Source organism: Pseudolactococcus piscium, from assembly GCF_002441695.1.
In the GTDB taxonomy this organism is placed as follows: domain Bacteria; phylum Bacillota; class Bacilli; order Lactobacillales; family Streptococcaceae; genus Pseudolactococcus; species Pseudolactococcus piscium.
Genome location: NZ_JXJW01000017.1, coordinates 1 through 26,364, shown reverse-complemented (window position 1 = coordinate 26,364; position 26,364 = coordinate 1). Strand labels below are relative to the sequence as shown.

Here is a 26,364-nt window from a genome sequence, read left to right as displayed (position 1 = left end):
ATGGCAGAACATACCGATATTCAGGAATATCAGCGGTTTAAACTTGCCTTTCAAGCTGGCGCTGAGCAAGTGATTATCCATAAAAAAGAGCTAAATGATATTAATGTATTTCCTGTATCTGATGGGGACACAGGCAATAATTTAGCAGCTTTGATGCAGACAATCAAGGAAGCAATTGATGGGCATTTCCCTTCTACTTTATCCCTATTTGAGCGACTTGCGGATGCCTCATTAGTTGGTGCTAGAGGGAATTCAGGCAATATATTGGCCCAGTATTTTAATGGTCTATATGATAATTTGTGTCAAACATCTGAACAGACTTTTCTTGATCAGTTTGTGGCAAGTACCAAACTAGCGGTGGACGATGCCTATCATGCCGTTGGTCAGCCAGTGGAAGGCACGATTTTAACAGTGATTCGGTCTTGGGGTGATGCACTTGCAGCACAATCAGCAACACTGCAGATTGAAGAGCGCTTAACTAAGGCCCTAGTGATCGCTAAAAATGCCTTAGAAAATACAACGGGCCAGTTAAAAATTCTACAAAAGAATCAGGTTGTAGATTCAGGTGCAAAAGGATTTTATCTCTTTATAGAGGGCTTTACACTGGGCTTTACCAATCAAGCCATCCCTGTGGTCATAGCAGAAGAACATCCGGAGATTGATCGGGCTATCCATCGTAATCGATTGATTACAGAAGTACCAACACAACGCTACTGTATAGAAGTGTTATTGGAAAATGTAGCGGGGACTAGTGAAGGAATTCAAGCTTCTCTAAAAGGATTGGGAGAGTCTACGATTGTCTCAGTGAACCGAGGTAAAGCGCGTATTCATGTTCATGCTAATGATCCTTCAGAAATTGTTGACAAGTTACGGACATTTGGCCAACCAATTCAACAAAAGATTGATGATATGCTACTACAGTACCATGTTAGCCAAACACCAAAGGCAAAAATTGCTTTAGTTACGGATTCTATTGCTGATATTCCGGCGGATTATGTCCTATCAGAACAGATACATGTCTTACCCATGACGATTTTGATGGGCCAAGCAAGTTATCTTGATCGGTTGACGATTAAGAATCAACAGTTCTTTGAGTTGCAACAAAGTTTAGGGGAGCGCGGGTCATCTGCACAGCCCGGACTGAGTCAAATCGATAGCTTGTTCCGCTTTTTAGAAAGTCATTATGAGGCTGTCATCGTCGTTACGGTCTCTCAAAAAATGAGTGGGACTTTTGATAGTATCAAGCGAATTGCTGAGAAAATCTTGCCAGCCGAGCGGTTAGCGGTAATTGATTCTAAACAAAATTCTGCTGCTCAAGGCTTACTTATCATGCGTGTCAATCAATGGATTCAGGCTGGTCTTGGCTTAAAAGAGATAGCAGATAAAGCAAAACAGTGGACGCAACATGTTGCCATCCTAGTGAGTGTGGATGATATAGAACCGATGATTAACTCTGGTCGTGTCCCTGAAAAAGCAGGGAGATTAGCACAGAAGTTGCATCTGAAACCACTCGTCACCATAGCTGATGGTGCCGGTAAGTTAGTCAATTTTTCTTTTGGCTTAACTGGTAATGAAAAGAAGATGCTGAAGAAAATCATGACGTTACATCAGAAAAAGCAACTCTTAAGTTATGGGATTGTCTACGCTAGTCAGCCAGATCGAGCAGAAAAATGGCAGCATGATTTAAGACAAAAATTAGGCATGGCACCGACATTTGTTCTCCCCATCTCAACAGCTGTTGCCTTGAGTGCAGGTGACGGGTCAGTCGCTATTGCCTATGAATTTGATAAAGGAGATGAAGGAAAATGAGCATTGTCATTTTAGTTGTATGTATTTATTTTATAGCCCTGTTCTTATTGGCACAAGTTTTAGCAGATAATTCGATTGTTGATATTGCTTGGGGTCTGGGATTTATCGTTGTCGCGCTTACTGGATTTTTAGTGCATCAAAATGCTACGCCTGCAAGCGTGATAACGCTTATTTTAGTTGTTATTTGGGGACTACGTCTAGCCATTCATCTAGGAAAACGTAATATTGGCAAAGGCGAAGACTACCGATATGTCAATATGCGTAAACGCTGGGGAAGCAAGTATGCAAGACTAAAAGCATTTCTAAATGTCTTTGTTTTACAAGGTGTGCTATTGATGATTGTATCGCTACCTATTTTGCTGGTTAATACCGGGACGTCGACCGTTGTCGGCTGGTGGACGATTTTAGGCATCATCATATGGGTGATTGGCTTTGGGTATGAGGTGATTGGTGACTATCAATTAACCCAATTCAAGAAAAATCCAGACAATAAAGGCAAATTGCTGACAACTGGCCTTTGGTCGACAACACGTCATCCTAATTATTTTGGTGAAGCATTAGCTTGGTGGGGTGTCTTCCTGGTAACGCTAAACGAAAGTCGTAACATGTGGGGGATTATTGGCCCCATAGTTATTACCTTGTTATTGTTATTTGTATCAGGTGTACCGTTATTAGAAAAAAAATATAAAGAGCGTCCAGACTTCAAGGCATATGCCAAAAAGACAGCGAAATTTGTCCCTTTTATTGGGAAAAAGGGGGTCTAGCAAGTATGCTGATTAAAGTCAAAAATACCTTACCAACTGGTAAGGTGTTTTTTTATATAAAAGAGGTGCTTATGTGTCGGTATTCGGCTTATTCATCATTAAGTGAGTTGGTGTGAGTGAGCCTATGATAAGGCCAACCATAAAGCTTACAGTATGGGCATAGAGCCCAGAAAAAGTAGTGAAATGTTCTTGAACCGAGGTAATGATGTTACCAAGGAAGAAAACAAAGATTGCCCAAACTAAAAGATTGTTATAGATGGGCTGGTGGGACAAGTCGGAGATGAAAGCTGACCAGCCGCTTCTCAGATAATAAATAAGCATGAGACCAAAAAAAGCGTAGAAGCCTACTGAAGCACCGACGAAAGTAAACGGAGCTTTAGTATAGTGTACTAAAAGCATGATACCAGTTGTTATCGTGCTAATACAAAAAGTGGCTAGAAAAAGGTTAGGAGATAATTTTCGATCAAGAAAAGGGTAGATGATATTATTGATGACGAGTAGATTGCCAACCAAATGAAGCAAACTACCATGCAAAAAGGCAAAGGTTAATAATCGAAAATACTGGTTTTCATTAATAATTTTGTCTGAATTTAAGGATAATGTCGAATTGATTTGCCCATTTGATAGTAGATTTAATAGGTACAGGGTAATCATGGTAAGTAGTACACAGGTCATAAAGTGTCGAATCGTAGAACTAGTCATAAAGTACTTTCTAATTTTTTAGGATAATTATACCATTAAATAGTTTAAAATGGTAGCAATATTTTAGAGTAGTAGCGATTAGCAAGCAAGTTATTTGATGTGCAAAAGAGGACATGAATTGGCAAGATAAGTTAGCCAATGCTTATCACCAATTACTTAGAAAAATAAAACTTGTATCATCTCATCTATTATGGTATAATTAATACTTGTGAGAAACCCTCACTTACTCGAGGAATTCCTCGAGTCATTAGACCAAAAGGAGGATATACATCAATGGCTACTACTAAGTACGAAATTCTTTACATTATTCGTCCAAACATTGACGAAGATGCAAAAACAGCGCTTGTTGAGCGTTTTGACACAATCTTAACAGAAAATGGTGCAACTATTTCTGAATCAAAAGATTGGGAAAAACGTCGTCTTGCGTACGAAATCAATAATTTCCGCGAAGGTTTATACCGTATTGTCACTATTGAAGCTGATTCTGAATCAGCTGCGACAAGCGAATTTGACCGTCTATCGAAAATTAACGATGACATCTTACGTCACATGATCACTAAGGTTGAAGCTTAATTTTAAGCCCGCTTTAGGTATCAGGAAGGACTAAACATGATTAATAATGTTGTTTTAGTAGGTCGGTTGACCAAAGACGTTGAACTTCGTTACACACCAGCTAACCAAGCAGTGGCGACATTTACGCTTGCCGTAAATCGTACCTTTAAAAATGCAAATGGTGAGCGTGAAGCGGATTTCATTAATATCGTCATTTGGCGTCAAGCTGCGGAAAATCTAGCAAATTGGGCTAAAAAAGGTGCACTCTTGGGTGTTACTGGCCGTATCCAAACGAGAAATTATGAGAACCCACAAGGTCAACGTGTTTACGTAACCGAAGTCGTGGCTGATAATTTCCAAATGCTAGAAAGCCGTTCAGCTCGCGAAAATGGTCAAGGTGGCGGTGGATATACACCATCATCACAACCAAACACTGCAAACTTCGGTGGCAATCAATCATCACAACCACAAGCATCAGCTGCAACACCTGACTTTGGACGCGATAGCGATCCGTTTTCAGGTGGGACACCGATGAACTTGAGTGATGATGATCTACCATTTTAATCACAGGTAGGTAGGTTTATTTTAAATCTATCTAGAATAATATAAGGAGAAAACACATGGCAATCCAACGTCGTGGTGGCTTCAAACGCCGCAAAAAAGTTGACTTTATCGCTGCAAATAAAATCGAAAATGTTGACTACAAAGACACTGAGCTCTTGAAACGTTTCATCTCTGAACGTGGTAAAATTTTACCACGTCGTGTGACTGGTACGTCTGCTAAAAACCAACGTAAAGTTGTAACAGCAATCAAACGTGCACGTATCATGGCTTTGCTTCCATTCGTAGCAAACGAAACTGAATAGTAAATAAATAAGCAAATCTTTCGGGATTTGTTTTTTGATGGCTAAAAGTTGTCAGATTAAGCCAAAAAAAGACTGACAGGTGTTGTCAGTCTCATTAAGTATTATAGATAAGGTATTAGAGTTCCATGGGCGTCATAATTGTTTCGCGACCCATGTTATCTACCGCATGAAAAAGTCTAGGCCAGTTTGACTCGAACTTATAGTTAAAGTCGATGACGACAGCAGTCTCAGGGTCATCATCCTGTGAAAAACGAACGGAGAGGGCCCCGTGATTATTTAATAATTCAAAGTTAATCGTCGCTTCCAAAACGAAGACGCCTTTTAGATTATTATCTATTATATACCAGAAACAATCGATAACCTCACCTGGTATGGTTTGGATCGTGCCAAAACTAGCATATCGTGAGAGTGTATTTGTAAAAGCCATAGGTTTACCTCGCTTTTTTTTCAAAAATAATTATATAATTAAATTATATTTTAAAAGTCAGAAAAGGTCAAGAAATAGGAATTAAAAATGCGAATTGATGATGTATTAGTCAGCTATACGACGACGAAAAAGTCAGAAGTCAAAAAAATAATCAAACAAAACCGTGTGTTAGTAGATGGCATACCTATCAAATTGATCAACCACCAAGTTGACAGTAACCTCAATGAGGTCAAGTTAGATGATAAGCTAGTTCAATTTCCGGCCCATCGCTATTTTATGCTAAATAAGGCCATCAGGACCTTGTCTGCTAATCAGGATGCCAGTTTACCAGTGGTATTTGATGCGCTATCACCAGATATCAATCGTGAGGGGCTTTACATTATTGGACGATTAGATTTTTTATCTGAGGGTCTAATTTTGATAACAGATAATGGTAAGTTGGGCCGCAAGCTATTGGCGCCTGAGGCACATGTTGAGAAGGTCTATGACGTTGTGACAAAGGAGCCTTTATCAGAAACAGCTGTGGCTAAATTTGCCTCTGGTCTAGTCATCGATGGTACTATTAAACTTGCACCTGCAAAATTAATCGTGACGTCAGAACAGACAGCTTGTATCACGATCAGTGAAGGTAAAAATCGTCAGATTCGCAAGATGTTTTTAAGTATAGGGGTTTTAGTCACCAAACTGCTCAGAAGGCAAATCGGACCGATCAAGTTGGATGACAAGCTAGCATCTGGCGACTATCGTCCGCTAACTCATGATGAAATTAAGGCGCTATCGCGCTATTTTAACTAGAAGTCTATCTCTCGGAGTTCGCGGTTAATCACGTCGAAATCAAATCCTTTACGGGCGAGGGCGTTACTAACACGCTGTTTAAGATCATAGCCATCGTAGGTTCTGCTATATTTTCTCAGGACTTTTTCCAGTTCTTTTTGAAGGAGGTCAGCCTCATTTTCTTGGTCAGATTCTAACTCAAGATTATCAAGTGCGATCTTACTGATGTCATAGGATAAGCCCTTGCTCGTTAAGTGGGTCGAGATCTTCATTTTTAATGCCTTTAATGGCAGGCGACTATACTTAGTCATGACCAGTTTTTCAGCTAGATGGGTGGCAACCTCAACCTGGGTATCAAAATCAAACAGATCGTCTAGTTTGTCTAGCACCAATGCTTTATCGATGCCCTTTTCAGTCAGCTTCTGTCTGATTTGGTAAGGTCCTGAAGTCTTGCCTAGCACTTTTCCCCGGATGAAGGATGCGGCATAGGCGTCGTCATCTATAAAACGTGATTCGGTTAATTCATCGATGATTTTAGCAATCTGAAAGTTAGGGATATCATGATCAAGGAGGTAGGTAACAACCTCTTTTTTTGTGCGCTGCTTAAATGAAATATAGTAAAGTCCTAGATTTTTTCCCCTAGAAAAATCAGCAAATGCAACGATTTTATCGATTTCAGGTGGATCAAAGCTAGCCCCTTTGGATAGGAAAAAACGGACGATGGTATCTTCGGTGACATAGATGGTCTGGTCGTTGTCAAACACAACCTTATATAAGCGTTTCTTTTTTTCGAGTGAGATAATTTTAGGCATACTTTATTATACGTAAAAAACCAGGATTTTGCTCGTCCTTTTAACCTTGTGCGTTAGATAGGTTGGACAGCCCTTTATTTTAAGAGTAGTCGCAGTTCTAAGTGGGGATTGACGACATGGTAAGGTGATTCATAGGTTTCTAAAATCAAACATTTACAGCTGATGTTTGCGAGTTCAGTTAGTTCAAGCGCGACTTCATCTGGCCGGATATGTTTGATGATTGCGGTTTTATTATTAACGTGTAAGACTTCTAGACAGCCAGTATCAGGCGTATGTGCCTGTATTTTTAAGGCAAGATACTGTTTTGTTTGGTTGGGTTGAATATCATAATAACAGCCGACCTTATTAAAGTAGGTCGTTTTATGTCTATCGATAATGGCTAAGGCCTTGTGAAATTCGGCATAGTAGTGGTAGGAAAAGATATCTCCTTCAAAAGGAATCAGTAAGAAATCTTCATGCTTAGTTTCGATGAGCGCATCAATCTTAGTATGCAAATTTTGTGATAAAGCCAGTTCAGAACTCAGCTCAGATAGAAAGTTTTCATCTCGGAGTAGCTGTTGTTTCTTTTCGTCGATATGCAGTTTAGCTTGTTCAATGATGGCATTCAGATCAATTTTATCATCACCATCCCAGTAACTATTAAATGACTTTAATGAAATATCGTAGGTGACACATAGCTTGATTAACTGCAAATAAATGACATGTGCATTTGAATAGTAACGATACCCGTTATCAGGATCAACATAACTGGCTGGAAAAATACCGATTTTCTCGTAGTATCGGATTGCTTTGATGTGGGTATCTGATAGTTTACTGAGTTGACCGATGGTTAATAAATTATTTTTGTTCATATGCTTGACCTTCCCTTTAAGGTATAGTTTATCCTATTAATATACCATAAACCAGTCAGATCATAAAGGAGTATGTCATGGCACACACACACCATCATAAAAAAACAGCATTTTGGGCAACTACCCAATGTCACTACTTTTTAGGGCTCATTTTATTTAGTTTAACTTTCTTCCTACCTGTTTCTCAACAGGTGTCGCAAATCCTTGATATCATTGCCCTCTTATTATCAGGTTATCATGTGATGATTGAGGGGATCGTCGATACGATCGAAAATACCAAAGCTAACAGAAAATTTACCCCGAATACGCATATCCTGATGACGCTTGCAGCACTAGGTGCCATTATACTAGGCGAATCTAAAGAAGCAGCTTTATTGATTTTTATCTTTGCTGGTGCGCATTTTCTAGAAGAATATGTGGCAGGTAAAAGCAAGAGAGAAATTACCAAGCTATTAGAGTTGAATCCGACTGAGGCACGCAGACTCAAACCTGATGGGACTGTTGAAGTCGTCTCCGTCGACCAATTACAGGTTGGCGATCGTGTACAAGTCCAAAATGGTGCACAAGTACCGACGGATGGGACGATTACTGAGGGTGCAGTCAGCATAGATGAGTCAACGATTAATGGCGAAAGCATACCGCGAGAAAAAACGGTAGGCGATCCTGTTTTTGGCGCAACGATGAATGGCAACAGTACCTTCACGATGACAGTGACTAAAAACAGTGAGGATACTGTCTTTTCAAAAATTTTAAAAATGGTCGCCCAATCACAAAATAATTTGTCGCCGACAGCCGCTGGCATTCAAAAATATGAGCCAGTTTATGTGACAGCTGTCTTAGCAATCTTTATCCTATTACTTGTTAGCTTCCCCATTCTATTTGGCTGGTCATGGTCTGATACATTTTCAAGAAGCTTAGTCTTTTTAGTCTCAGCCTCACCATGTGCTATCGCGGTTTCAGCTATTCCAGCAACGCTTGCAGGCATTTCTAATCTAGCACGGCAAGGTATCTTGTTTAAAGGTGGCTCATTTTTAGCAAACTTTGTTAATTTGAAAGCCATCGCTTTTGATAAGACAGGCACGTTGACACAAGGGAAACCTAAAGTTGTTGCCTATGACCTTGATCCTGAATTTACCGCTATTTTACCAGTTGTTGTTGCTATGGAAAAACAGAGTAACCACCCACTTGCTACGGCTATCGTTGCTGAGTTTGACCAGATTGATCAGCCCATCGCGCTAGCAGTAACAAATCGTGTGGGAGAAGGCCTATCGACTAGGTATGATAACAAGCTGATTCAAATTGCTAAACCGAGTGTATTTGATCAGGTTGCTGCCAAGTGGACGATACAGAGAGAAAGTCATGAAAGTCAGGGTAAGACAGTTGTCTATATCGCTGTGGACCAGCAAGTTGTTGGTTTAATTGCCATACAAGATGTACCACAAGAGCAGGCCGTATCAGTGATTAACTACCTCAAAAAAGAGGATATCCAGTCCATCATGATTACAGGAGATGCGCAATTAACTGGTCAAGCGATTGGTCAAGCAATTGGGGTTGATACAATCCTGACAAACGTGCTACCTGACCAAAAAGCAGCAAATATCACAGCGAATAAAGCTAAATTTGGCATGATTGCCATGGTAGGAGATGGGGTTAATGATGCACCAGCATTGGCAACTGCCGATATCGGTATTGCCATGGGAGATGGGACGGATGTCGCGATTGAAACAGCTGATGTTGTCTTGATGAAGAATAAGTTAACCAATATCGTCAAAGCGCATCAGGTATCTAAACGGTTGAAACAGATCGTCTTCCAAAATATTGTCTTCTCCTTAGTTGTCGTTTTCTTTCTTGTGACTATGAGCTTGATTGGCAATCTATCGGTTGTGGCTGGTGTGATGGCACATGAGGGAAGTACAGTCATTGTGCTACTCAATTCACTCAGACTTTTAGTACCAACCAAGCCCGTTTAAAATAAGGGATAAGATAAAATCATTGCTTAAGGATAGTGAGTCAAAATGAGCAAAAAATGGTAAAATGAGTATATGACTCTCAAAATTAAGCAAAAAATTCCACTTAAAATAAAAAAAATCGGTATCAATGGCGAAGGTGTCGGGAACTTTAAAGGGATGACAGTTTTTGTCGCTGGCGCACTTAAAGGTGAAGAGGTTTACGCCGAAATTATCAAAAGTGAGCCAAATTATGCGACAGCAAAAGTCCTTAAATTAAATAAAAAGTCCCCACATCGTGTTGTCCCTGTATGTGATATTTATAAGCAATGTGGCGGCTGTCAAATTATGCATTTGGCTTATCCGCAACAGTTATTGTTCAAGCAAGATTTGTTAAGGCAGGCCTTGCAGAAGTTTAAGCCAGCAGGCTATGAAACCTATGAGGTTCGCAAGACCATAGGAATGAAAAATCCGCAACATTATCGGGCAAAAATGCAATTCCAGACACGCTTTCTAGGTGAGAAAGTCAGAGCTGGTCTTTTTGCTGAAAGCTCTCATCGACTTGTTGAAATTAAAAATTGTTTCGTACAGGATGAGACGACACAAGCAATCATTAATGAGATAACTGAACTCTTGACCTTTCATCGGATTCCGATTTATAATGAGCGCCAATTTGATGGTGTCCGGACAGTCATGGTGCGACGAGCGCATAAGACCGGTCAGGTTCAAATCATTTTCATTTCCTCTGCACCTGTTGAGCTGACACGCACGATTACGAGTTTAACTGAGAAATTTCCAGAGATTAGAACGATCGCCCTAAATATAAACGCCAAGAAAACATCAGAGATTTATGGTGGTGAAACGGAGATTTTATGGGGAGAGCGTGCGATTTTAGAAGGGGTACTTGACTATAGTTTTGAGCTGAGTCCGCGTGCCTTTTATCAGCTTAATCCAGAACAGACAAATGTCCTTTATCGTGAAGCGGTCAGAGCCATGGATGCAGGGCCGGATGATGATTTGATTGATGCCTATTCTGGTACAGGCACGATTGGTCGTGCTTTCTTAGGCAAGGTACGCAGTATTCGTGGCATGGATGTGATTGCAGAATCGATAGACGATGCAAGAATTAATGTGCCTGATGGGATCTATGAGGTGGGGACAGCTGAGACAGTTATCCCTAAATGGGTAGCTGATGGCTTTGAAGCAACAGCACTGATTGTCGATCCACCACGGACTGGATTAGACGATAAGTTATTGGATACGATCGTTGCGACTAGACCTGAAAAAATGGTCTATGTCTCTTGTAATGTGTCAACTTTGGCGCGTGACTTGGTTAAGCTGGCATCTGTCTATGACATTAAGTACATCCAGTCAGTGGATATGTTCCCGCATACAGCTAGAACAGAAGCAGTTGTTAAGTTGGTGCGCAAATGATAGAAAAAGCCAAGCAAGCAGAGTTATCGGAGATCATCGAGGTGATTGAAAGTGCGCGTGCGTTCTTAAAAGCACAAGGCCTTGACCAATGGCAAACGAGTGCCTATCCGTCATCCAGTGATGTCCTATCTGATATCGAAAAAGGCGTGGGGTATGTTTTAAAACATGATGGTATTCTTGTAGGCTATGCAGCAGTTATCACAGGTTTTGAACCAGCCTATGACCAGCTCAAGGGTTCCTGGTTAACTCATAACCGAGATTATGTGACGGTACATCGGCTAGCTATTTCAAGCCAGGTTCGAGGTCAGTCATTCGGACAAAAGCTGTTTACTGATGTTTTTGAAACATTTGATACCTATACCGATTTTCGCGTTGATACACATCCAGATAATCAGATTATGCAACATATTTTGACCAAACTAGGGTTTGAAGTCTGTGGTACCGTCATGTATGAAGGGGAACGTGTTGCCTATCAAAAGTTAATAACCAAGGTATCTGATAACAGATAAGACATAAGACATAAGACATGCAGTTAAGGGATTGATTAACCTTGCTGAATAAATAAAAATCGCCTTAAGGAGCGTAAGTGATGACAAATGAACAAAAATTTATAACAGAGTTTGAAGCGTGGGTGACTAGTCAAGTTGCCATTAATGAGTTAGCGATGACAGCAAGTCAAAAAGTTGTCGATGAGGATGGGGATGACCGTGCTAGAGAAGCGGTCATTCGCTATGAGAGCCGCTTAGACGCCTATGGTTTTCTGCTAGGGAAATTTGATAACTTCAAGGCTGGTAAATCATTCCACGATTTACCAGATGGCCTATTTGATCAAATCAAGTATTAACCGATCAAAAAGTCGTAAACCGCTTGACGAGACACTAGTACTTTGATATACTTATAAAGTACTGTTTCGCGGAGATGGCGGAATTGGCAGACGCGCAGGATTAAGGATCCTGTGACCTACTTTGGTCGTGAGGGTTCAAGTCCCTTTCTCCGCATATTAGTTGAGCGATGATGCTCAGCTTTTTTTTATGGATAACTAGTCATTTTTTAGTTAAGGGTTGCCATTTTCTGAGTCATACATGTTATCATGAGGGTAGCAACGTTTTTTAGCTAGTCAAAGGAGACCAAATATGTGTGTATTTTTTTATGGCTGTATATCATTGGACGGTTATTTGGCAGACAAAAATCATCAGTTAGATTGGCTGTATCAGACAGGATCAGTCGAAGTCACTGACTATGACGTTTTTTATAACCAAATGGACATTGTCATCATGGGCAAGAAAACGTTTAATGCCATTAAGGATTTAGATAATCTAGATGAAATTTACCCGACAACGACAAACTATGTGTTCACACATGAGCCAAATTTGCATATAGCAGGGTTTAACTTTGTCTCGGGATCAGTAGTCGACTTTATTAAGCAGCAAGATACTGCTAAAAATATCTGGATTGTTGGTGGGAATACACTTTTGGCCCCACTTTTAGAGAAGGATTTAGTAGACGTGCTGAAGATTCAAGTTGCCCCAGTCTTACTGGGAGATGGCATTCCACTTTTCACAAAGAGCGACAGCTTACAAAGATTTGAACTAGAGGACGTGACTAAATATGGGCCGTTTGCTGCATTGAGCTATCATAAGTCAGTCTGAATAAATTAAATAATAAAAAAGTTAAGTCTTCCGTGCGTAATCGCTATCAGGATAAGACTTAACTTTTTTAGTTAGTTGATTTTAAACATGATAATCAATAGAATAGCAGCTAATGTTTGGACTGTACCGACTGAGAGTCCGTAAATCAGAAATCTTGGGCCTTCTTTGATGAATTTCTTCAAATCAAGTCGTAAGCCAATCGCAGCAAGTGCGATTGTTTCAAACCACGTACTGATGAAGTGTGCGCTATCGCTGAAAGGTTTAGGTAAGCTGACAGAGCTGTTCAGGATACAAATGAGTAAGAAAGCCAAGACGTACCAAGGGATAGGAAATGACCGTTTTTTACTGACCGTGCTGTCTGTCCGCTTTTTATGACGTTTCTGAAAGATAAAGACGACCACGACTAAAAATAAAATCCGAGTTATTTTGAAGAGCATGGCATATCGGACTGTTTCCTGATTAAGCAAGCTAGCACCGGCTACGACCTGTCCGACAGATTGGAGTGTGCCACCTAATAGGGCGCTATGAGCTAATAAACTATGACCAAATAAGATGGTACTTATTATTGGTAACGTGAGCATCATGACTGTCCCTAATAAGTTTACCAGTGTGATGACTTGACCTTTTTCGTCATCATCAGCGCCGATAGTCGGTGCGACAGCCCCGATAGCAGATGAGCCACAAACAGCATTGCCGCTGGCCATCAAAATACCGACATTTTCTGAAAATCCGAGTTTTTTGCCGATAAACATGGCTGAAATAATGACGACTGTCATCATAACGATGATAAAACCTAACCCATTTAACCCTAGTCGACTGATGGTTTGAAAGGTGACAGTAAAGCCTAGTAAGACGACTGAACACTCCAGTAACTTACTTTCGGAAAACTTAGTCCCATCTGCTAAATAGGCTTGCTTGAAAAGTGTATTACCCAAAACAATCCCCAGTAAAATAGCAAGTGTCGCACCACCTAAGCTGGGTAAAGCAAGTGCACATAATTTTCCGATAATGGCAACAATGATGGATAAGCCAAGTCCTGGCAAAATTGCCTTGTTTTTTTGAATGAGTTGATTAATCATAAGTCTGCCTCTTTTCCTTTAACTCTATTATAATAAAAATTAGCCATTACTATAATCAATTGATATAATAGGTTTAATCAAAAAAACTGATGGGAGTGTCGCCATGTTTAAGTATCTGGAAACTTTTAAAGTCGTTTATGAAACCAAGCATTTTTCTAAAGCAGCTGAGTTGCTCTTTATTGCCCAACCAACGGTCTCTGCCCAGATCAAGCAGCTTGAAGCTGATTTAGGGGTTGCCTTATTTATCAGAAATGGTCGTCAGGAAATTGAGACGACGCCACAAGGGGACTTGCTTTATCAAAAGTCTGTCAATCTATTAGATGAGTGGCGGGAGCTGAAGTTGGATTTACAGCATGAAAAAAACCAGATGACACATTGTGTCATTGGCGCTTCCCATACTTATTCTATTTATGTGTTGCCAGATTTGATCATCCAACTTAAGCGTGTCTTCCCTAAACTATCTATTACGATAAAACTGATGAACTCCTTAGCCGTCGTTGAAGCACTCAACCGGCATGAGATTGATTTTGGCTTTATTGAAAAACCCTTGTCGATGAAACATATGCACCGTTTCCCACTGGTCAAAGATCAACTCGTCATCGTTGGCAACCCTGAAATCGGCCCCTGGCTGGTCAGAGAAGAGACATCAGGTGTCTATTATTATACCCAACGCTATATAGAAGAACATGACATCAAGCAAGAACAGGTATCGATTCATAATAACGAAATTATCGTCGCCTTGTTGAAAAAAGGATACGGCTGTTCGATTATTTCAGAAAGAGCTGCCCAAGGCCTTGATTATAAGCCGTTATCGGAGAAATATCAACGCCATTTTTATCTCATCACACGAGATCAGGAATCAAGAGATGAGTTGTCTAAACTTGTGACATGGATTAGGCAGCAAGCAAGGGATGCTAGGTCAAATTAGGTCATGTTGACCAAGTTAGTCGTATAAGGATGGTGGATGACGCTATTATCCCTTGAGTGACTGCGTTAATAAGGCAATGTCACTGTCAGAAGAACAGCAACAGCCACCGATTAATGTCGCCCCTTTTTGGTGCCAGATTTTTGCATCCACAGAAAATATCTCTTTTGTGCTCAAGTCTTCTGACCAAGTTTTACTGATGGGATCAAAAATTGCCCCTGAATTTGGGTAGGCTAGCAAGGGTTTTGTTGCATGGGCTGCTAGGTGTTCGATGGTAGCTGCAACCGACTGTGGTGCGACGCAGTTGATGCCATAGGCGATGACATGTTTATCCTGTTCGACAAGGGTTTGGAAAGCATCAAGACTGTCCCCGCTTGGCATATGTCCTGTATCTTTCAAGGAAATACTGACCATGACTGGAAAATCAAAAGTAGCGATGATCGATAAGATGACCTGTAGTTCGTCTAATCTTGGTATCGTCTCAATCGCTAAGATATCAGCACCTGCCTCGATTAAGGCCTTGATTCTACCTGCATGAAAGGTGTATAGCTCAGTATCAGCTATCTGATAATTACCGGTATATTCAGAGCTATCTGATAGATAGGCACCATATGGTCCGACTGATCCCGCAATCCATTTGGTTTGTGGGCTTTTTGATGCTGCTCTAGCCTCTTTGGCTAGGGTCACACTACTTTTGATGAATGAGATGGCATCTGCTTCAGAGTAGCCCAGGTCAGAAAAACTTTTCACAGTTGCTTGATAGCTTGCGGTGATGGCGATATTAGCACCTGCATCAAAATAGCGTTTGTGGACGTTAAAGATGGCTTCTGGGGCCTCGATTAATGCCAGTGCTGTCCATAATTTATGGTTAATCTCAAGCGCTTGTTCTTCAAGTAATCTTGCCATTGAGCCATCGATGATAACCACCTCTTGCTCAGTCAGCCAGTGTTGAAATGTCATGTGTTCTCCTGCTATAAAATATTTGATAGACGATGATTGAAACTAGGGTAAAGGGGATACCGAAGTAGAGGGCGATTCGCTGGTTGGGGTCGAAATAGATACCGATCATGGAAACCACGCATAAAATGATCACTAGCCAAGGAACGACTGGGTAACCTGGTGTGCGATAGGTTAAGTCAGACAAGGGATGAGACGCTAGAAAGACTTTCCTAAATCTTAGTTGACTGATACCGATAGACAACCAAACTGCGACAACAGCAAAACCTGAGATAGAGACGAGCGCTAAGTAGACGGTGCTTTCAGCGTAGATGCTAGAAAATAAAGAGAGCAGACCACCAGCTAAGGTTAAGAGCAAGCCATAGATTGGTAAGCCGTTTTTCGATAATTTAGAAAAGACTTTAGGTAAGGTACCATCTTCTGAAAGTGACCAGAGCATCCGACTGGCTGCATACAAACCAGAGTTAGCACCAGAAAGGATGGCAATGAAAATGATGAAATTCATGATATCACTGGCATAGGGAATACCGATATTTTGTAAAATAGAAACAAATGGACTCTCTGTTAAGATCTTTGATGAGCCTGGAATTAAAGCACCGATGACAACGATCGTCCCAATAAATAGTGTGATTAATAAAAATAGCGTACTTTTGATGGCTTTAGGGATATTTTTTTCAGGGTGGTTCGTTTCACCAGCAGCAACACCAATCAACTCGGTACCACTAAAGGCAAAGTTTGCTGAAAGTAGGACGATAAAGACAGCACCAACTCCGTGTGGGAAGACCCCATTTGAAACCAAGTTGGTAAATAAGGGTGCACTGCTTGCATGACTAGGTAGCAATCCTGTGATGGCCATAGCCCCTAAAATAATAAAAATACCGAGTGCCACGATTTTAGTCAGAGACATCCAAAATTCACTCACTGAAAAAATTTTAATATCTAGCATATTGAGCAATAAGATTAGCACTGAGAAGACGGCGCACCACACCCAAATTGGTGTCTGTGGGAACCACTTTTGGAGACAAACCCCCATGGTGATAAACTGTGAGCCGAGCGCCACAGTCCAGGTTAGCCAGTATAGCCAAGCGACGGTGAAGCCTAGGCTAGGATGAATATACTTTGAGGCATAGAGATGGAGCGAGGCAGTATTTGGGTGATAAACTGATAATTCCCCCAAACACATCATCACCAGTGTCGCAAGAAAGCCGCCTACCACATAGGCGATGATCGTCCCGATAGCGCCAGCTTCTTGTATCAGATAGCCTGAGCTTAAAAAGATACCTGTGCCGATAACGCCTCCTAAGGAAAGCGTTACCAAGTGTTTACTGCTCATTTTTCGCATAAATTGATTGTCATTGTCTGCCATAGTTCCTCCTTTTTGATACCTGCATAACACAATATTTATTTAGTATAACACCGAATGACCTAATTTTGTCTTAGAAAAAAACTATGTCCAGTTCTGGATAAGAAAATAAAGTTCGTATTTATAGCTTATTGAGGCATATTCTGCAAGTTATTTTCTCATTTTAAGACAATTTTCTAGTTTTAAAATCACTCCAATCTAATGAGTGTCTGAAAAAATGAAATTGGTATAGACATTTAAATGTAAATATATTATAATAAAAAGCGAGGGTTATTAATAAAGATGTAGTTATATCCTTATTATTTATCGTGTTTTTAAAAGGAAAATGAAATTATTGATTGATGCAGACGGAAATTGAAAGAGAGAAACAGTGTGAAAAAAGTAAGTCAAAGATTATATGGATTGATATTGATCGGGGTGTTGAGTCTATCACAAGTAATAGGACCACTATTGGCTGTTGCTGAAACAAGGGATAGTCATCAGGGGGAAATGACGACTGCTGTAAAGAATGACGTGCATGCGGAATCGGGGGTTAAGCAAAGTAGTGATTTACCAGATGAGATACCAGCCGAAAAATCGCCCGTGAATCAGTCAAAAGCATCAATAACAGATGAGACAGACAAAGAAACGGCTACCGAACCTGTAAAAACGGACAGTGGCATAACGCAAGAGACTAATATTACAGATCAGTTGTTAAAAAAAGCGACACTTACCTCTATGGATGACGTGGCGTATAGTATGACTACTGAAACACGTCTATTAAATAATACACCAGTAAAGTTGAAGCTGGACTTTGAAGTTGCAAATAAGGCTTATCCAGCGGGTTCAACGTTTGTAATGACATTACCAGATAATCTTGGCTTTTCAGATAGTTCTGGTATGATAGCAGGAATCGATGCGAGTTGGCAAGTACTTGGTAGCACGAAGCAGTTAACAGTTACCTTTTCACAAGCAGTTACAGATGTATCATTTTCGATTGAGTTAAAGAGTTTTTTATATACGGAAAAAGAACCACAAGTCAAAATTATGATAGGTGATTTAGCACAAACAACTTATTCATTTGATTTATATGAAACAGTTGATACACTTAAGTATGTTGAAAACAAAAGTATTATTGGTTTAGATGGCGTGGTTTACTATAACTTAGATCGAAACCTTTCAGGGGAGACTACACTTTCGTTAACGCTTGCAAGCTCACCGGATGCTGTCTATAAGAAACAAGATATGAGAGCACTAGCTGTTTCTTGCTTTGATGTAGATATTAAAGGGAACGTGAACCCGGATAGTCAGACTGAATTAACAGAAGGTACGGATTACACGATTTTAAGCAATACAGTACAGGACACCTCGGTTCAAATAGCACGGCTAAATAGGCAAAAAGCATACGCCGTTTCTTATAAGTTTACAATTAGTTTATCAGCGATCAGTGATTATGCATATTACTATAGTAAGGGATATCCAACAACTGGATTGGGATCTATTTCATTAAAAAATGTTGCAGGAAAAAGATCTGGCATCTCTTTAAGTGCTAAAACGAGTAGAGATGAAAAAGAAATTTACTCAAGAACTAACGATGCAATCCTTGGTGGGAGTTTATTTGGTAGCAAAGGAAAGTATGCTTTATATATTCATAGTATGCCGACTGAAATGAAAGCTGGAGAGAAGGTCGTAATTACTAGCCAGAATGGACAACCCATTACGTTAGATAAACTCTTAGCTAATGATGCATTATATCAGTCTGTCCAAGTATCAGATTACTTTGATGTTCAGACAAAAGATAATGAAACAATTATTACTGCTAAAATAGATAGCAATCTTCGGCTTGGGTCAACCTTTCTTACAGTGCCCTTTAATAAAAAAGATATCATCATTAACGTATCTTCTCCTTTGATTCCTGGTAAAGCATTTAAAATTGTTGGCGATGATTATGTTGAGCCGATTTCGATCATTAACCCAAGTAATGCTGAAACTGCATGGGGCAATTATTATCAAAATGGTGCTTATAGCAGTGATACTGTCCTTAATATTGAAGCCAGCAACGCTTTGCCAATGAATCACCTAGAAATTTTTGTTAAACACCCAGATTACTTAAGTTTAAGAGAAGTCAGAGATGTTAATTACTATTACAAACTTAATGTAGATTACACAATCAGCAAAGTTGCTGGAGGTACCCTGGTAAAATTTACTTCACCGATTGTCCGTTCTGTACAATTTGCTATTGGCTTCAATTATGTACCAGACGGATTACCTACAACTAAAGTGATTCCTGTTGATAAAATTCCGATAACAATTAAGGCAGATGGTATGGATAGTATTGAAAGCTATGTATCTACAGGCAGGAAATTGTATTCTGAAAAAACCTTACAAGGAAGCAAAAATCAGTTCTTGGTAAATGCACGTCAAGATACGATAGAAAACCTATCTGTTAGGACTATAATTCCTAAAAATACAGATGTTGTCTTTGATATCTATGATGTATCAAATGATCAGGTTGATGCAATTTATCCACAATATTGGGATCGAGGAGGTTATACTAGTAATCTGATGAAGAAAACTGATGTTGGGTATCCAGAGATTAGCTTCGATACTGCAACTAATCAGTATCTCTTCAACTTTGGAACGACTAATAAGCGTTACATGATAGCTTACAGCTATGCGAATGGATGGCAGGCTAATCAAACAACTAGTATTTCTGGCTATGCGAAGGAACCTCAAAACAATAATGAGGAAAGTGTTTCTACAATACAGGTGACGAATACTGTTACGGATATTGTTACCATAGCACAAAGTGCAGTTGTAGGAACCAAAAATTTGACGACCGTCAAGGGGTCTACTCAAAATATTAATCAGACAACGAAAAAAGTTGTTAATCCCATTTTTGAGATGAAATCTTTAGGGAATACGGGCGGAGAAATAGATATCAATTCAATTGAAATTAGTCGAGTTCCTAGAAATAGTTACAAAGTCCAGAAGACTTCTGAAGGTGTCAATATTATTTTTAGTGATTATACATTGACAGAAAATATTGATATTAGCTATAGTGTCATCTCACAGAATGCTGGACAGATTTCTGCAATGATGACAGTTTCTTCTAGTAGTATTGAAAGCTTATCGGAAAAAGAACGAACAGCGACATCTTCAGTTACCAACTTACAATTTTCTGCAGGTGACTCTGAGGGGATTATTTATAAAGCACAGGCACTGTTTGAGGTTTATAATCGTGAACAGCCAACGACTAAAATTCCGGGTGTTACCTTAGTATTAGTTAATCAATTAACTGATCTAATGCAAACAATCGAAACAGATAAAAATGGTAACTATACATTAAACGATATACAAACTGGAAAGTATACACTATTTGTAACGCAGGCACCAGCTGGTTATATCATTCCAGATGCCTATCTATCAGGGACAGAAATTCAATTAACGAGAAATGACAATCAATTTTCTATTGGGTTAATTCAAGAAAATGATTTGAGTTCTGTAGGTGTTAAAAACTCCAGCTTATATGTTGGTGAGAGTTGGCAAGCTGAGGATAACTTCGTATCAGCCACTGATAGAACTGGCGTGCCACTTGCTCTATCAGATTTAAGTGTTACTGGTACAGTAGACAGTAGTCGACCAGGCAGATACGAGGTCGATTATCAAAATGGGAATGTTCATGCAGTAGCTATTGTGACTGTTGTATCAGATAAAACAACGATTATGACAAAAGATACAACGATTTATGCAGGAGACACTTGGCAAGCTGAGGACAATTTTGTATCAGCCACAGATAAAACGGGTTCGCCACTCATCCTATCAGACCTAACAGTCACGGGCACGGTAGACAGTAATCAGGTTGGCAGTTACGACGTCACTTATCAGAATGGTAATGTGAGTGCTGTGGCAACAATTAAAGTGATTTCAAAAGTCTTAGAAACAGATAAACAGGCTGATCAAGGTGACAAAGGAAAGTCGTCGATGTCCACTGCTACAGAATCTAAAGTGAAAAAACTACCGCAAACAGGTGACAAGGACAGTCGTTTAATCGTTATGATTGGTTTGTTGGCCATGACATATATCACCTGGTTTATCAGTAAAAAGCGAGAGTGATCTATTTAGCTCGTAGTAGCGATTTGTCAAATACTTTTGGCCAGTACTGAAGTACTGGCTTTTTGATAAATCGAATCATTTAAACTAAGTTGCTAAACAAGTATCGGCTGACAGAAAGGTATAAAGATGTTAAAATAGAAGATGTCCAAAACCATAGCACAAAGGATGATAGAGGCTGTCTTCTTATCCCCTGCAGAGCAAAAAGAAGTGGCTAACACTTTTGATGATTTAAAAAAATGGTTAGTTGTGGTCAGTAGAAAAAGTAAAAATGGCTATGAAGCCTATAGAATAAAGGAAATGGTACATAACTATGATGAACATGCAAAAAATGATGAAACAAGCCCAGGATTTACAAAAGAATATGAAGGTTGCACAAGCTGATATTGAAGCAACGACTTTTTATGGGACATCTGCACAAGACTTGGTCAAAGTTGCGTTTACAGGCGATCGTAAGCTTGTAAATATCGATATCGCGACAGACTTGATCGATCCAGAAGATCCAGAAACTTTGTCAGACATGATCGCCCAAGCTGTCAACAGTGCCTTGGTTGACATCGATAAAACGACTGAACAAAAACTTGGCAAATTTACCAAAGGCTTACCATTTTGATCACACCATCTGACTTTAACCGGATTCGGCATCTCACCTTTGAGTTAATTAATGCCTATCATTCAGTGAATTCAGTCGAGACACAAGAGGCACTCTACGCACAAATTTCGGATGAGATGTATCAATTATCAGAGACGCTTGCGCCGTTTATCCGTGATATCAAGTCACCAACTTTGACAAAAGAGGGTGCAGAAAAATTATTGGCATCAGTTAAGGCTGAGGTCGTCCCATTTGAGTTTCCGACTAAGGCAGTGATCCAAAAACTGTTTAAGAAAGTCAAGAAACTAAAAGTACCTGAGGTTAAACACCTTGAGTTAAGGGATTACACTTATTTTGCTTGGAACGATTTAGCCAGTCATCGCAAGTATATGCTGGTCAACCATGCTGGTCAGACGATGGGGATTTACGGTACCATCGGTGCAGACACGAAAAAGAATACCTGTGCCATCTGCTCACAGACGTCACAGGTAGTGCAGTTCATGGCCTTGACCAAGTCAAACGTGGATGGCACCTATACTAAAAATGGCAATTATATCTGTTTAGATAGTGATGCCTGTAACCATCAGATGCAACATGAGCGAGGCCTTGCAAACTTTGTATCGACAGTCTTGCCCAAATAAGCTTGGCAGTCGTCAAGGAAGTTGACGGCGCGTGCATATTTTGCTAAAATGAAGGTCAAACAAGAAGAGGTTTGTAAAGTCGGTATCGTAGCAGAGAACGTCAGATTGCTGAAAATGACGTCGATACCTTTACAATAGTTACTTTTTGATCAACTGAATAAAAAAATCGAGTGCTCAAACACCGTTTGGGAATTTAGGTGGTACCACGTGAAAGCGTCCTATTCATTATAATAGGGGGCTTTTTGTTTGATTTCAAACGGATTTCCGATTAACTGAAAAGCAAGTAGATGAGTCAGAAAATAAGATAAGTAAGATAGAGGAGAAAAGCATGACAAAAGAACTGTCAACAAAATTCGATCCAACAGAAGTAGAAGCAGGACGCTATGACAAATGGCTTGCTGCAGGCGTGTTTAAGCCATCAGGCGATTTAACTGCGGAGCCCTATAGTATCGTCATTCCACCACCAAATGTGACAGGTAAGCTCCATCTTGGTCACGCTTGGGACACGACTTTACAAGATATCATCATTCGTGCCAAGCGGATGCAAGGCTACGATACACTATGGTTGCCTGGTATGGACCACGCAGGGATTGCAACGCAAGCCAAGGTTGAAGAACGCTTACGTGAGGACGGGATTACTCGTTATGATTTAGGCCGTGAAAAATTCCTAGACAAGGTTTGGGAGTGGAAAGACGAGTACGCGGGGACGATCAAGTCTCAGTGGAACAAGATGGGCTTGTCACTCGACTATTCACGTGAACGCTTTACCCTAGATGATGGTTTATCAAAAGCTGTCAAAAAAGTATTCGTTAAGCTATATGAAAAAGGCTTTATCTACCGTGGTGAGTTTATCATTAACTGGGATCCAGCTGCACGTACGGCCCTCAGTGATATCGAAGTGATCCATAAAGATGTCGAAGGTGCCTTTTACCATATTACGTATCCGCTCACAGATGGGTCAGGCATGGTCGAGATTGCGACGACACGTCCGGAAACACTCCTAGGTGATGTGGCCGTGATTGTCAATGCTAAAGATGAACGCTATGCTGATATTATCGGTAAAACAGTGATGGTTCCTTTTGTTAATCGTGAGATCCCTGTCTTAACTGATGATCATGCGGATATGACCAAAGGAACAGGTGTCGTAAAAATCACACCTGCTCATGATCCAAACGACTTTGATGTCGTAGAACGTCTGAATGCACAAGGTCATGCTTTACCGATGATTAATGTCATGAATGATGACGGCACGATGAATGAGTTAGCAGCTGACTTTGCTGACATGGATCGTTTTGAAGCCCGTAAAGCAATCATCTCTCAGCTGGATAGCATGGGACAGCTTGTTAAAATCGAGAAAATGACGCATAGCGTTGGTCATTCTGAGCGTTCAGGCGCTGTAGTAGAACCTCGCTTGTCTACCCAATGGTTTGTTAAAATGGATGAGCTGGCAAAAAATGCTATCGCTAACCAACAAACAGAAAATGCTGTTGAATTCTTCCCACCAAGGTTTAATGATACCTTTACACAATGGATGGAAAACGTCCACGACTGGGTTATCTCACGTCAACTATGGTGGGGACATCAAATCCCTGCTTGGTATAACGTAGATGGTCAAATGTATGTCGGTGAGACGGCACCAGAAGGTGATGGCTGGACACAGGATAATGATGTCTTAGATACGTGGTTCTCCTCAGCCTTATGGCCGTTTTCAACCATGGGGTGGCCAGATGAAGATGCTGCTGACTTTAAGCGCTATTTCCCAACGTCAACCTTGGTGACAGGTTATGACATCATCTTTTTCTGGGTCAGCCGTATGATCTTCCAAAGTTTGGAATTTACAGAAGAGAGACCTTTTAAAAATGTCTTGATTCATGGCTTGATTCGAGATGAAGAGGGCCGTAAGATGTCTAAGTCTCTCGGTAACGGGATTGACCCGATGGATGTCATCGAAAAATATGGTGCGGATGCCTTACGTTGGTTCCTATCAAACGGTTCTGCACCAGGTCAAGATGTCCGTTTCTCTTATGAGAAGATGGATGCGGCTTGGAATTTCATCAATAAAATCTGGAATATCTCACGCTATATCATCATGAATAAGGAGACGGTTACTGCAACTGATATCTTAGCTAATGTTGATAAAGTAGCAGCTAAAACAGCAGGTAACGTCACTGACCGCTGGATCTTAACTAAGCTAAATGAGACGATCGAAAATGTGACGAAAAACTTTGAAAAATTTGAGTTCGGTGAAGCAGGTCGTGCCCTCTATAATTTTATCTGGGAAGAGTTTGCCAACTGGTATGTTGAATTAACCAAAGAAGTCCTTTATGGCCAAGATGAAGCAGAAAAAGATGTCACACGTAGTGTACTAGTCTATGTCCTAGATCAAATTCTGCGTTTACTGCACCCAATCATGCCATTTGTAACAGAAGAAATTTCTGAAAATCTTGGTCTGATTACAGGTAGCTTGGTAACTGCTGCCTATCCAGTAGTGCGCCCTGAGTTTACAGATGATGCTGCAGTCAGTGGTGTTGAGACACTCAAAGATATCATCAAATCTGTCCGTAATAGTCGTGCAGAGGTAAATACTGCACCAAGTAAAGCAATTCCAATCTTGATCAAGACTGAGAATCCTGAAATCGAAGCCTTTTTAAAGGCAAATGACGCCTACCTAACGCGCTTTACAAATCCTGAAACACTAGCTATTGCAACTGATATTGACGTACCATCTCAAGCGATGACAGCCATTCTCTCAGATGTTGAAATCTATTTACCACTCGCTGGCTTGATTAATATCTCAGATGAGATTGCCCGTCTTACAAAAGAACTAGCTAAGTGGCAAAAAGAGTTGGATATGGTAACACGTAAGCTATCTAATGAGAAATTTGTGGCTAATGCCAAAGTTGAAGTGGTCGATAAAGAAAAAGCCAAGCAAGCAGACTATCAAGCAAAATATGAAACAACCCAAGCTAGAATTACTGAGCTGGAAACCTTATCTTAAAAGATCAGCTCAGATATCGGTCAAGTTCTTGTCAAGTAAAAATACTTGACAAAAATGCTTGATTTCTCAAGTGAACTTTGTTAGAATAGATAAGTATTGAGAAATCAAGGCAACAAATTTAAAAAATAAAAGGAGATTTAAGAAAATGGCAGTTCCAGCACGTCACACCTCGAAATCTAAGAAAAACAAGCGTCGTACGCATTATAAAATGACAGCACCAACAGTTATATTTGATGAAACGACTGGCGATTACAGCCGCGGCCACCGTGTATCCCTTAAAGGATATTACAAAGGCAAAAAAGTTACAAAATAATAGAAAGGACAAACTAAGATGCGCGTAAATATTACTCTTGAACACAAAGAATCTGGCGAACGTTTGTACCTGACTCAAAAAAGCAAACGTAACACACCTGACCGTCTTGAACTTAGAAAATACTCTCCAAAATTACGTAAACACGTAACTTTTAAAGAAGTCAAGTAAGGGTTCAGTACACGTCAGTAGACGTGTAAAAGCTTGATTTAGAGCGATTCTTGAAATTTTGAATTTCACTATATTGCAGTATAAATCAACCCAATGACTACCTTTTTGACTACCTTTTCTAGAAATAAAAAAATGTTTAACGTTTCGAATAAGAACAGCGCCTTACACTTAAGTGCGTTGTTTTTTTGTCTATTCTAGTTATTTCAAGATAGAAAAATAAAAGAGCAGAATTGTTTTAAATGTATTATATAGAATACTATAATTGAAATAGTGAAGGAAATATTAATGGTCATTCACAACGCTTTCCTCTTCGTTCTTTGAATTGATTTGTAAGGTGTTTCTACAGAATTAACACTGAAAAATAGAGGACGGGTCTTCAAATACTAAGTGATTATCAAATAATGAGATTGCAACCGTATAAGTTATACCAAATTGTAGTACAGGTCTAATCGACAAATGTATCAATTAGACTTTAAATTACTCTGCTACTTTTTTGAAATTAATATCAATACATCTTTTATAAAGTCAGTGTTCATTAGTTTACTTGATTATTACGATTTTAATTTCATAGATCAATATCTTTCATTTACAAATTTGACTAAACAAATTAATATATTAATCTTAAGGGCACCTCTAAAAACGTATGAAAA

At 39.9% G+C, this 26,364-nt stretch carries 25 protein-coding genes and 1 tRNA gene; 19 read left to right on the top strand and 7 right to left on the bottom strand.

The window, feature by feature from the left end:
• A complete protein-coding gene (locus RU86_RS08815; protein WP_096814979.1) occupies positions 1-1,809 on the top strand; it encodes a DegV family protein in 1,809 nt (602 codons plus the stop codon).
• The gene (locus RU86_RS08810) at positions 1,806-2,573 is read left to right on the top strand and encodes a DUF1295 domain-containing protein (protein ID WP_096814978.1); all 768 of its coding nucleotides are present in this window, start codon (positions 1,806-1,808) and stop codon (positions 2,571-2,573) included. Before RU86_RS08815 ends, RU86_RS08810 begins: the two co-directional genes overlap by 4 nt.
• 69 nt (positions 2,574-2,642) lie before the next feature.
• Here RU86_RS08810 and RU86_RS08805 read toward each other — a convergent pair whose 3' ends face one another.
• A complete protein-coding gene (locus RU86_RS08805) occupies positions 2,643-3,275 on the bottom strand; it encodes a rhomboid family intramembrane serine protease (protein ID WP_096814977.1) in 633 nt (210 codons plus the stop codon).
• Positions 3,276-3,548: 273 nt separating this feature from the next.
• Between RU86_RS08805 and rpsF the strand changes: the two genes are divergently transcribed.
• The 3 genes from rpsF to rpsR are packed head-to-tail and all read left to right on the top strand — an operon-like array spanning position 3,549 to position 4,693.
• The gene (gene rpsF, locus RU86_RS08800) at positions 3,549-3,848 is read left to right on the top strand and encodes a 30S ribosomal protein S6 (protein WP_079504927.1); all 300 of its coding nucleotides are present in this window, start codon (positions 3,549-3,551) and stop codon (positions 3,846-3,848) included.
• A gap of 36 nt (positions 3,849-3,884) precedes the next feature.
• Positions 3,885-4,391, top strand: a complete 507-nt coding sequence (locus RU86_RS08795) for a single-stranded DNA-binding protein (protein WP_079504929.1) — start codon at positions 3,885-3,887, stop codon at positions 4,389-4,391.
• A 56-nt stretch (positions 4,392-4,447) separates the two neighbouring features.
• The gene (gene rpsR / locus RU86_RS08790) at positions 4,448-4,693 is read left to right on the top strand and encodes a 30S ribosomal protein S18 (protein WP_047914856.1); all 246 of its coding nucleotides are present in this window, start codon (positions 4,448-4,450) and stop codon (positions 4,691-4,693) included.
• Between the two features lie 115 nt (positions 4,694-4,808).
• Here rpsR and RU86_RS08785 read toward each other — a convergent pair whose 3' ends face one another.
• Complete coding sequence (locus RU86_RS08785) at positions 4,809-5,120, bottom strand: DUF960 domain-containing protein (RefSeq protein WP_047914857.1); 312 nt, start codon at positions 5,118-5,120, stop codon at positions 4,809-4,811.
• 87 nt (positions 5,121-5,207) lie between these two features.
• On the opposite strand from RU86_RS08785, the gene RU86_RS08780 reads away from it, so the two are divergent.
• Complete coding sequence (locus RU86_RS08780; RefSeq protein ID WP_096814976.1) at positions 5,208-5,915, top strand: pseudouridine synthase; 708 nt, start codon at positions 5,208-5,210, stop codon at positions 5,913-5,915.
• Here the strand turns inward: RU86_RS08780 and recX are convergent.
• Both recX and RU86_RS08770 read right to left on the bottom strand, forming a co-directional pair.
• Entirely contained in the window at positions 5,912-6,706 is a 795-nt protein-coding gene (recX, locus tag RU86_RS08775; protein ID WP_096814975.1) for a recombination regulator RecX, read from the bottom strand. The genes RU86_RS08780 and recX overlap by 4 nt on opposite strands.
• A gap of 74 nt (positions 6,707-6,780) precedes the next feature.
• Complete coding sequence (locus tag RU86_RS08770) at positions 6,781-7,557, bottom strand: MerR family DNA-binding transcriptional regulator (protein ID WP_096814974.1); 777 nt, start codon at positions 7,555-7,557, stop codon at positions 6,781-6,783.
• Positions 7,558-7,634: 77 nt separating this feature from the next.
• Here RU86_RS08770 and RU86_RS08765 point away from each other — a divergent pair, with 77 nt between their 5' ends.
• The 6 genes from RU86_RS08765 (at position 7,635) to RU86_RS08740 (ending at position 12,586) form a co-directional block, all read left to right on the top strand.
• Positions 7,635-9,527 carry a heavy metal translocating P-type ATPase gene (locus tag RU86_RS08765; protein ID WP_096814973.1) on the top strand — a complete coding sequence of 631 codons (1,893 nt, stop codon included), beginning with the start codon at positions 7,635-7,637 and terminating at the stop codon, positions 9,525-9,527.
• A gap of 72 nt (positions 9,528-9,599) precedes the next feature.
• Complete coding sequence (gene rlmD / locus RU86_RS08760) at positions 9,600-10,937, top strand: 23S rRNA (uracil(1939)-C(5))-methyltransferase RlmD (protein ID WP_096814972.1); 1,338 nt, start codon at positions 9,600-9,602, stop codon at positions 10,935-10,937.
• Entirely contained in the window at positions 10,934-11,446 is a 513-nt protein-coding gene (locus RU86_RS08755) for a GNAT family N-acetyltransferase (protein WP_096814971.1), read from the top strand. The genes rlmD and RU86_RS08755 overlap by 4 nt, the downstream gene beginning before the upstream one ends.
• 80 nt (positions 11,447-11,526) lie before the next feature.
• Positions 11,527-11,781 (top strand): DUF1912 family protein, encoded by a 255-nt coding sequence (locus RU86_RS08750; RefSeq protein WP_096814970.1) that lies wholly within the window; start codon positions 11,527-11,529, stop codon positions 11,779-11,781.
• Positions 11,782-11,849: 68 nt separating this feature from the next.
• Positions 11,850-11,935, top strand: a tRNA-Leu gene (locus tag RU86_RS08745).
• 135 nt (positions 11,936-12,070) lie between these two features.
• On the top strand, positions 12,071-12,586 hold the full coding sequence (locus RU86_RS08740; protein WP_096814969.1) for a dihydrofolate reductase family protein: 516 nt from the start codon (positions 12,071-12,073) through the stop codon (positions 12,584-12,586).
• Positions 12,587-12,657: 71 nt separating this feature from the next.
• Here the strand turns inward: RU86_RS08740 and RU86_RS08735 are convergent, their stop codons facing one another.
• Positions 12,658-13,665, bottom strand: coding sequence for a YeiH family protein (locus tag RU86_RS08735; RefSeq protein ID WP_096814968.1), 1,008 nt, complete (start codon positions 13,663-13,665; stop codon positions 12,658-12,660).
• Between the two features lie 103 nt (positions 13,666-13,768).
• Between RU86_RS08735 and RU86_RS08730 the strand changes: the two genes are divergently transcribed.
• Complete coding sequence (locus tag RU86_RS08730; RefSeq protein WP_096814967.1) at positions 13,769-14,593, top strand: LysR family transcriptional regulator; 825 nt, start codon at positions 13,769-13,771, stop codon at positions 14,591-14,593.
• 45 nt (positions 14,594-14,638) lie between these two features.
• Here RU86_RS08730 and mmuM read toward each other — a convergent pair whose 3' ends face one another.
• Together mmuM and RU86_RS08720 are read right to left on the bottom strand one after the other, a co-directional pair.
• Positions 14,639-15,550: a homocysteine S-methyltransferase gene (gene mmuM, locus RU86_RS08725; protein WP_096814966.1), complete on the bottom strand. Its 912-nt coding sequence runs from the start codon at positions 15,548-15,550 to the stop codon at positions 14,639-14,641.
• Complete coding sequence (locus RU86_RS08720; protein WP_096814965.1) at positions 15,525-16,913, bottom strand: amino acid permease; 1,389 nt, start codon at positions 16,911-16,913, stop codon at positions 15,525-15,527. The genes mmuM and RU86_RS08720 overlap by 26 nt, the downstream gene beginning before the upstream one ends.
• Positions 16,914-17,282: 369 nt before the next feature.
• On the opposite strand from RU86_RS08720, the gene RU86_RS08715 reads away from it, so the two are divergent.
• The 6 genes from RU86_RS08715 (at position 17,283) to rpmG (ending at position 25,714) form a co-directional block, all read left to right on the top strand.
• Positions 17,283-21,005, top strand: coding sequence for a bacterial Ig-like domain-containing protein (locus RU86_RS08715; RefSeq protein WP_096814964.1), 3,723 nt, complete (start codon positions 17,283-17,285; stop codon positions 21,003-21,005).
• Positions 21,006-21,315: 310 nt separating this feature from the next.
• Positions 21,316-21,615 carry a YbaB/EbfC family nucleoid-associated protein gene (locus tag RU86_RS08710; RefSeq protein ID WP_096814963.1) on the top strand — a complete coding sequence of 100 codons (300 nt, stop codon included), beginning with the start codon at positions 21,316-21,318 and terminating at the stop codon, positions 21,613-21,615.
• On the top strand, positions 21,612-22,235 hold the full coding sequence (locus RU86_RS08705) for a FusB/FusC family EF-G-binding protein (RefSeq protein ID WP_096814962.1): 624 nt from the start codon (positions 21,612-21,614) through the stop codon (positions 22,233-22,235). The genes RU86_RS08710 and RU86_RS08705 overlap by 4 nt, the downstream gene beginning before the upstream one ends.
• A gap of 328 nt (positions 22,236-22,563) precedes the next feature.
• The gene (locus tag RU86_RS08700) at positions 22,564-25,233 is read left to right on the top strand and encodes a valine--tRNA ligase (protein WP_096814961.1); all 2,670 of its coding nucleotides are present in this window, start codon (positions 22,564-22,566) and stop codon (positions 25,231-25,233) included.
• A 145-nt stretch (positions 25,234-25,378) separates the two neighbouring features.
• Positions 25,379-25,546 (top strand): 50S ribosomal protein L32, encoded by a 168-nt coding sequence (gene rpmF / locus RU86_RS08695; protein ID WP_047914875.1) that lies wholly within the window; start codon positions 25,379-25,381, stop codon positions 25,544-25,546.
• An 18-nt stretch (positions 25,547-25,564) separates the two neighbouring features.
• Positions 25,565-25,714 carry a 50S ribosomal protein L33 gene (gene rpmG / locus RU86_RS08690; protein ID WP_047914876.1) on the top strand — a complete coding sequence of 50 codons (150 nt, stop codon included), beginning with the start codon at positions 25,565-25,567 and terminating at the stop codon, positions 25,712-25,714.
• Positions 25,715-26,364: the final 650 nt, after the last annotated feature.

What these genes read in the sequence shown, in the direction of transcription:
- RU86_RS08815 (WP_096814979.1), top strand. Translation starts at nt 1, where the DNA reads ATGGCAGAACATACCGATATTCAGGAATATCAGCGGTTTAAACTTGCC.
- RU86_RS08750 (WP_096814970.1), top strand. Translation starts at nt 11,527, where the DNA reads ATGACAAATGAACAAAAATTTATAACAGAGTTTGAAGCGTGGGTGACT.
- mmuM (WP_096814966.1), bottom strand. Translation starts at nt 15,550, where the DNA reads ATGACATTTCAACACTGGCTGACTGAGCAAGAGGTGGTTATCATCGAT.
- RU86_RS08805 (WP_096814977.1), bottom strand. Translation starts at nt 3,275, where the DNA reads ATGACTAGTTCTACGATTCGACACTTTATGACCTGTGTACTACTTACC.
- RU86_RS08730 (WP_096814967.1), top strand. Translation starts at nt 13,769, where the DNA reads ATGTTTAAGTATCTGGAAACTTTTAAAGTCGTTTATGAAACCAAGCAT.
- RU86_RS08700 (WP_096814961.1), top strand. Translation starts at nt 22,564, where the DNA reads ATGACAAAAGAACTGTCAACAAAATTCGATCCAACAGAAGTAGAAGCA.
- RU86_RS08735 (WP_096814968.1), bottom strand. Translation starts at nt 13,665, where the DNA reads ATGATTAATCAACTCATTCAAAAAAACAAGGCAATTTTGCCAGGACTT.
- RU86_RS08770 (WP_096814974.1), bottom strand. Translation starts at nt 7,557, where the DNA reads ATGAACAAAAATAATTTATTAACCATCGGTCAACTCAGTAAACTATCA.
- RU86_RS08795 (WP_079504929.1), top strand. Translation starts at nt 3,885, where the DNA reads ATGATTAATAATGTTGTTTTAGTAGGTCGGTTGACCAAAGACGTTGAA.
- rpsR (WP_047914856.1), top strand. Translation starts at nt 4,448, where the DNA reads ATGGCAATCCAACGTCGTGGTGGCTTCAAACGCCGCAAAAAAGTTGAC.
- rlmD (WP_096814972.1), top strand. Translation starts at nt 9,600, where the DNA reads ATGACTCTCAAAATTAAGCAAAAAATTCCACTTAAAATAAAAAAAATC.
- recX (WP_096814975.1), bottom strand. Translation starts at nt 6,706, where the DNA reads ATGCCTAAAATTATCTCACTCGAAAAAAAGAAACGCTTATATAAGGTT.
- RU86_RS08740 (WP_096814969.1), top strand. Translation starts at nt 12,071, where the DNA reads ATGTGTGTATTTTTTTATGGCTGTATATCATTGGACGGTTATTTGGCA.
- rpmG (WP_047914876.1), top strand. Translation starts at nt 25,565, where the DNA reads ATGCGCGTAAATATTACTCTTGAACACAAAGAATCTGGCGAACGTTTG.
- RU86_RS08780 (WP_096814976.1), top strand. Translation starts at nt 5,208, where the DNA reads ATGCGAATTGATGATGTATTAGTCAGCTATACGACGACGAAAAAGTCA.
- RU86_RS08720 (WP_096814965.1), bottom strand. Translation starts at nt 16,913, where the DNA reads ATGGCAGACAATGACAATCAATTTATGCGAAAAATGAGCAGTAAACAC.
- RU86_RS08710 (WP_096814963.1), top strand. Translation starts at nt 21,316, where the DNA reads ATGATGAACATGCAAAAAATGATGAAACAAGCCCAGGATTTACAAAAG.
- RU86_RS08755 (WP_096814971.1), top strand. Translation starts at nt 10,934, where the DNA reads ATGATAGAAAAAGCCAAGCAAGCAGAGTTATCGGAGATCATCGAGGTG.
- rpsF (WP_079504927.1), top strand. Translation starts at nt 3,549, where the DNA reads ATGGCTACTACTAAGTACGAAATTCTTTACATTATTCGTCCAAACATT.
- RU86_RS08810 (WP_096814978.1), top strand. Translation starts at nt 1,806, where the DNA reads ATGAGCATTGTCATTTTAGTTGTATGTATTTATTTTATAGCCCTGTTC.
- RU86_RS08765 (WP_096814973.1), top strand. Translation starts at nt 7,635, where the DNA reads ATGGCACACACACACCATCATAAAAAAACAGCATTTTGGGCAACTACC.
- RU86_RS08785 (WP_047914857.1), bottom strand. Translation starts at nt 5,120, where the DNA reads ATGGCTTTTACAAATACACTCTCACGATATGCTAGTTTTGGCACGATC.
- rpmF (WP_047914875.1), top strand. Translation starts at nt 25,379, where the DNA reads ATGGCAGTTCCAGCACGTCACACCTCGAAATCTAAGAAAAACAAGCGT.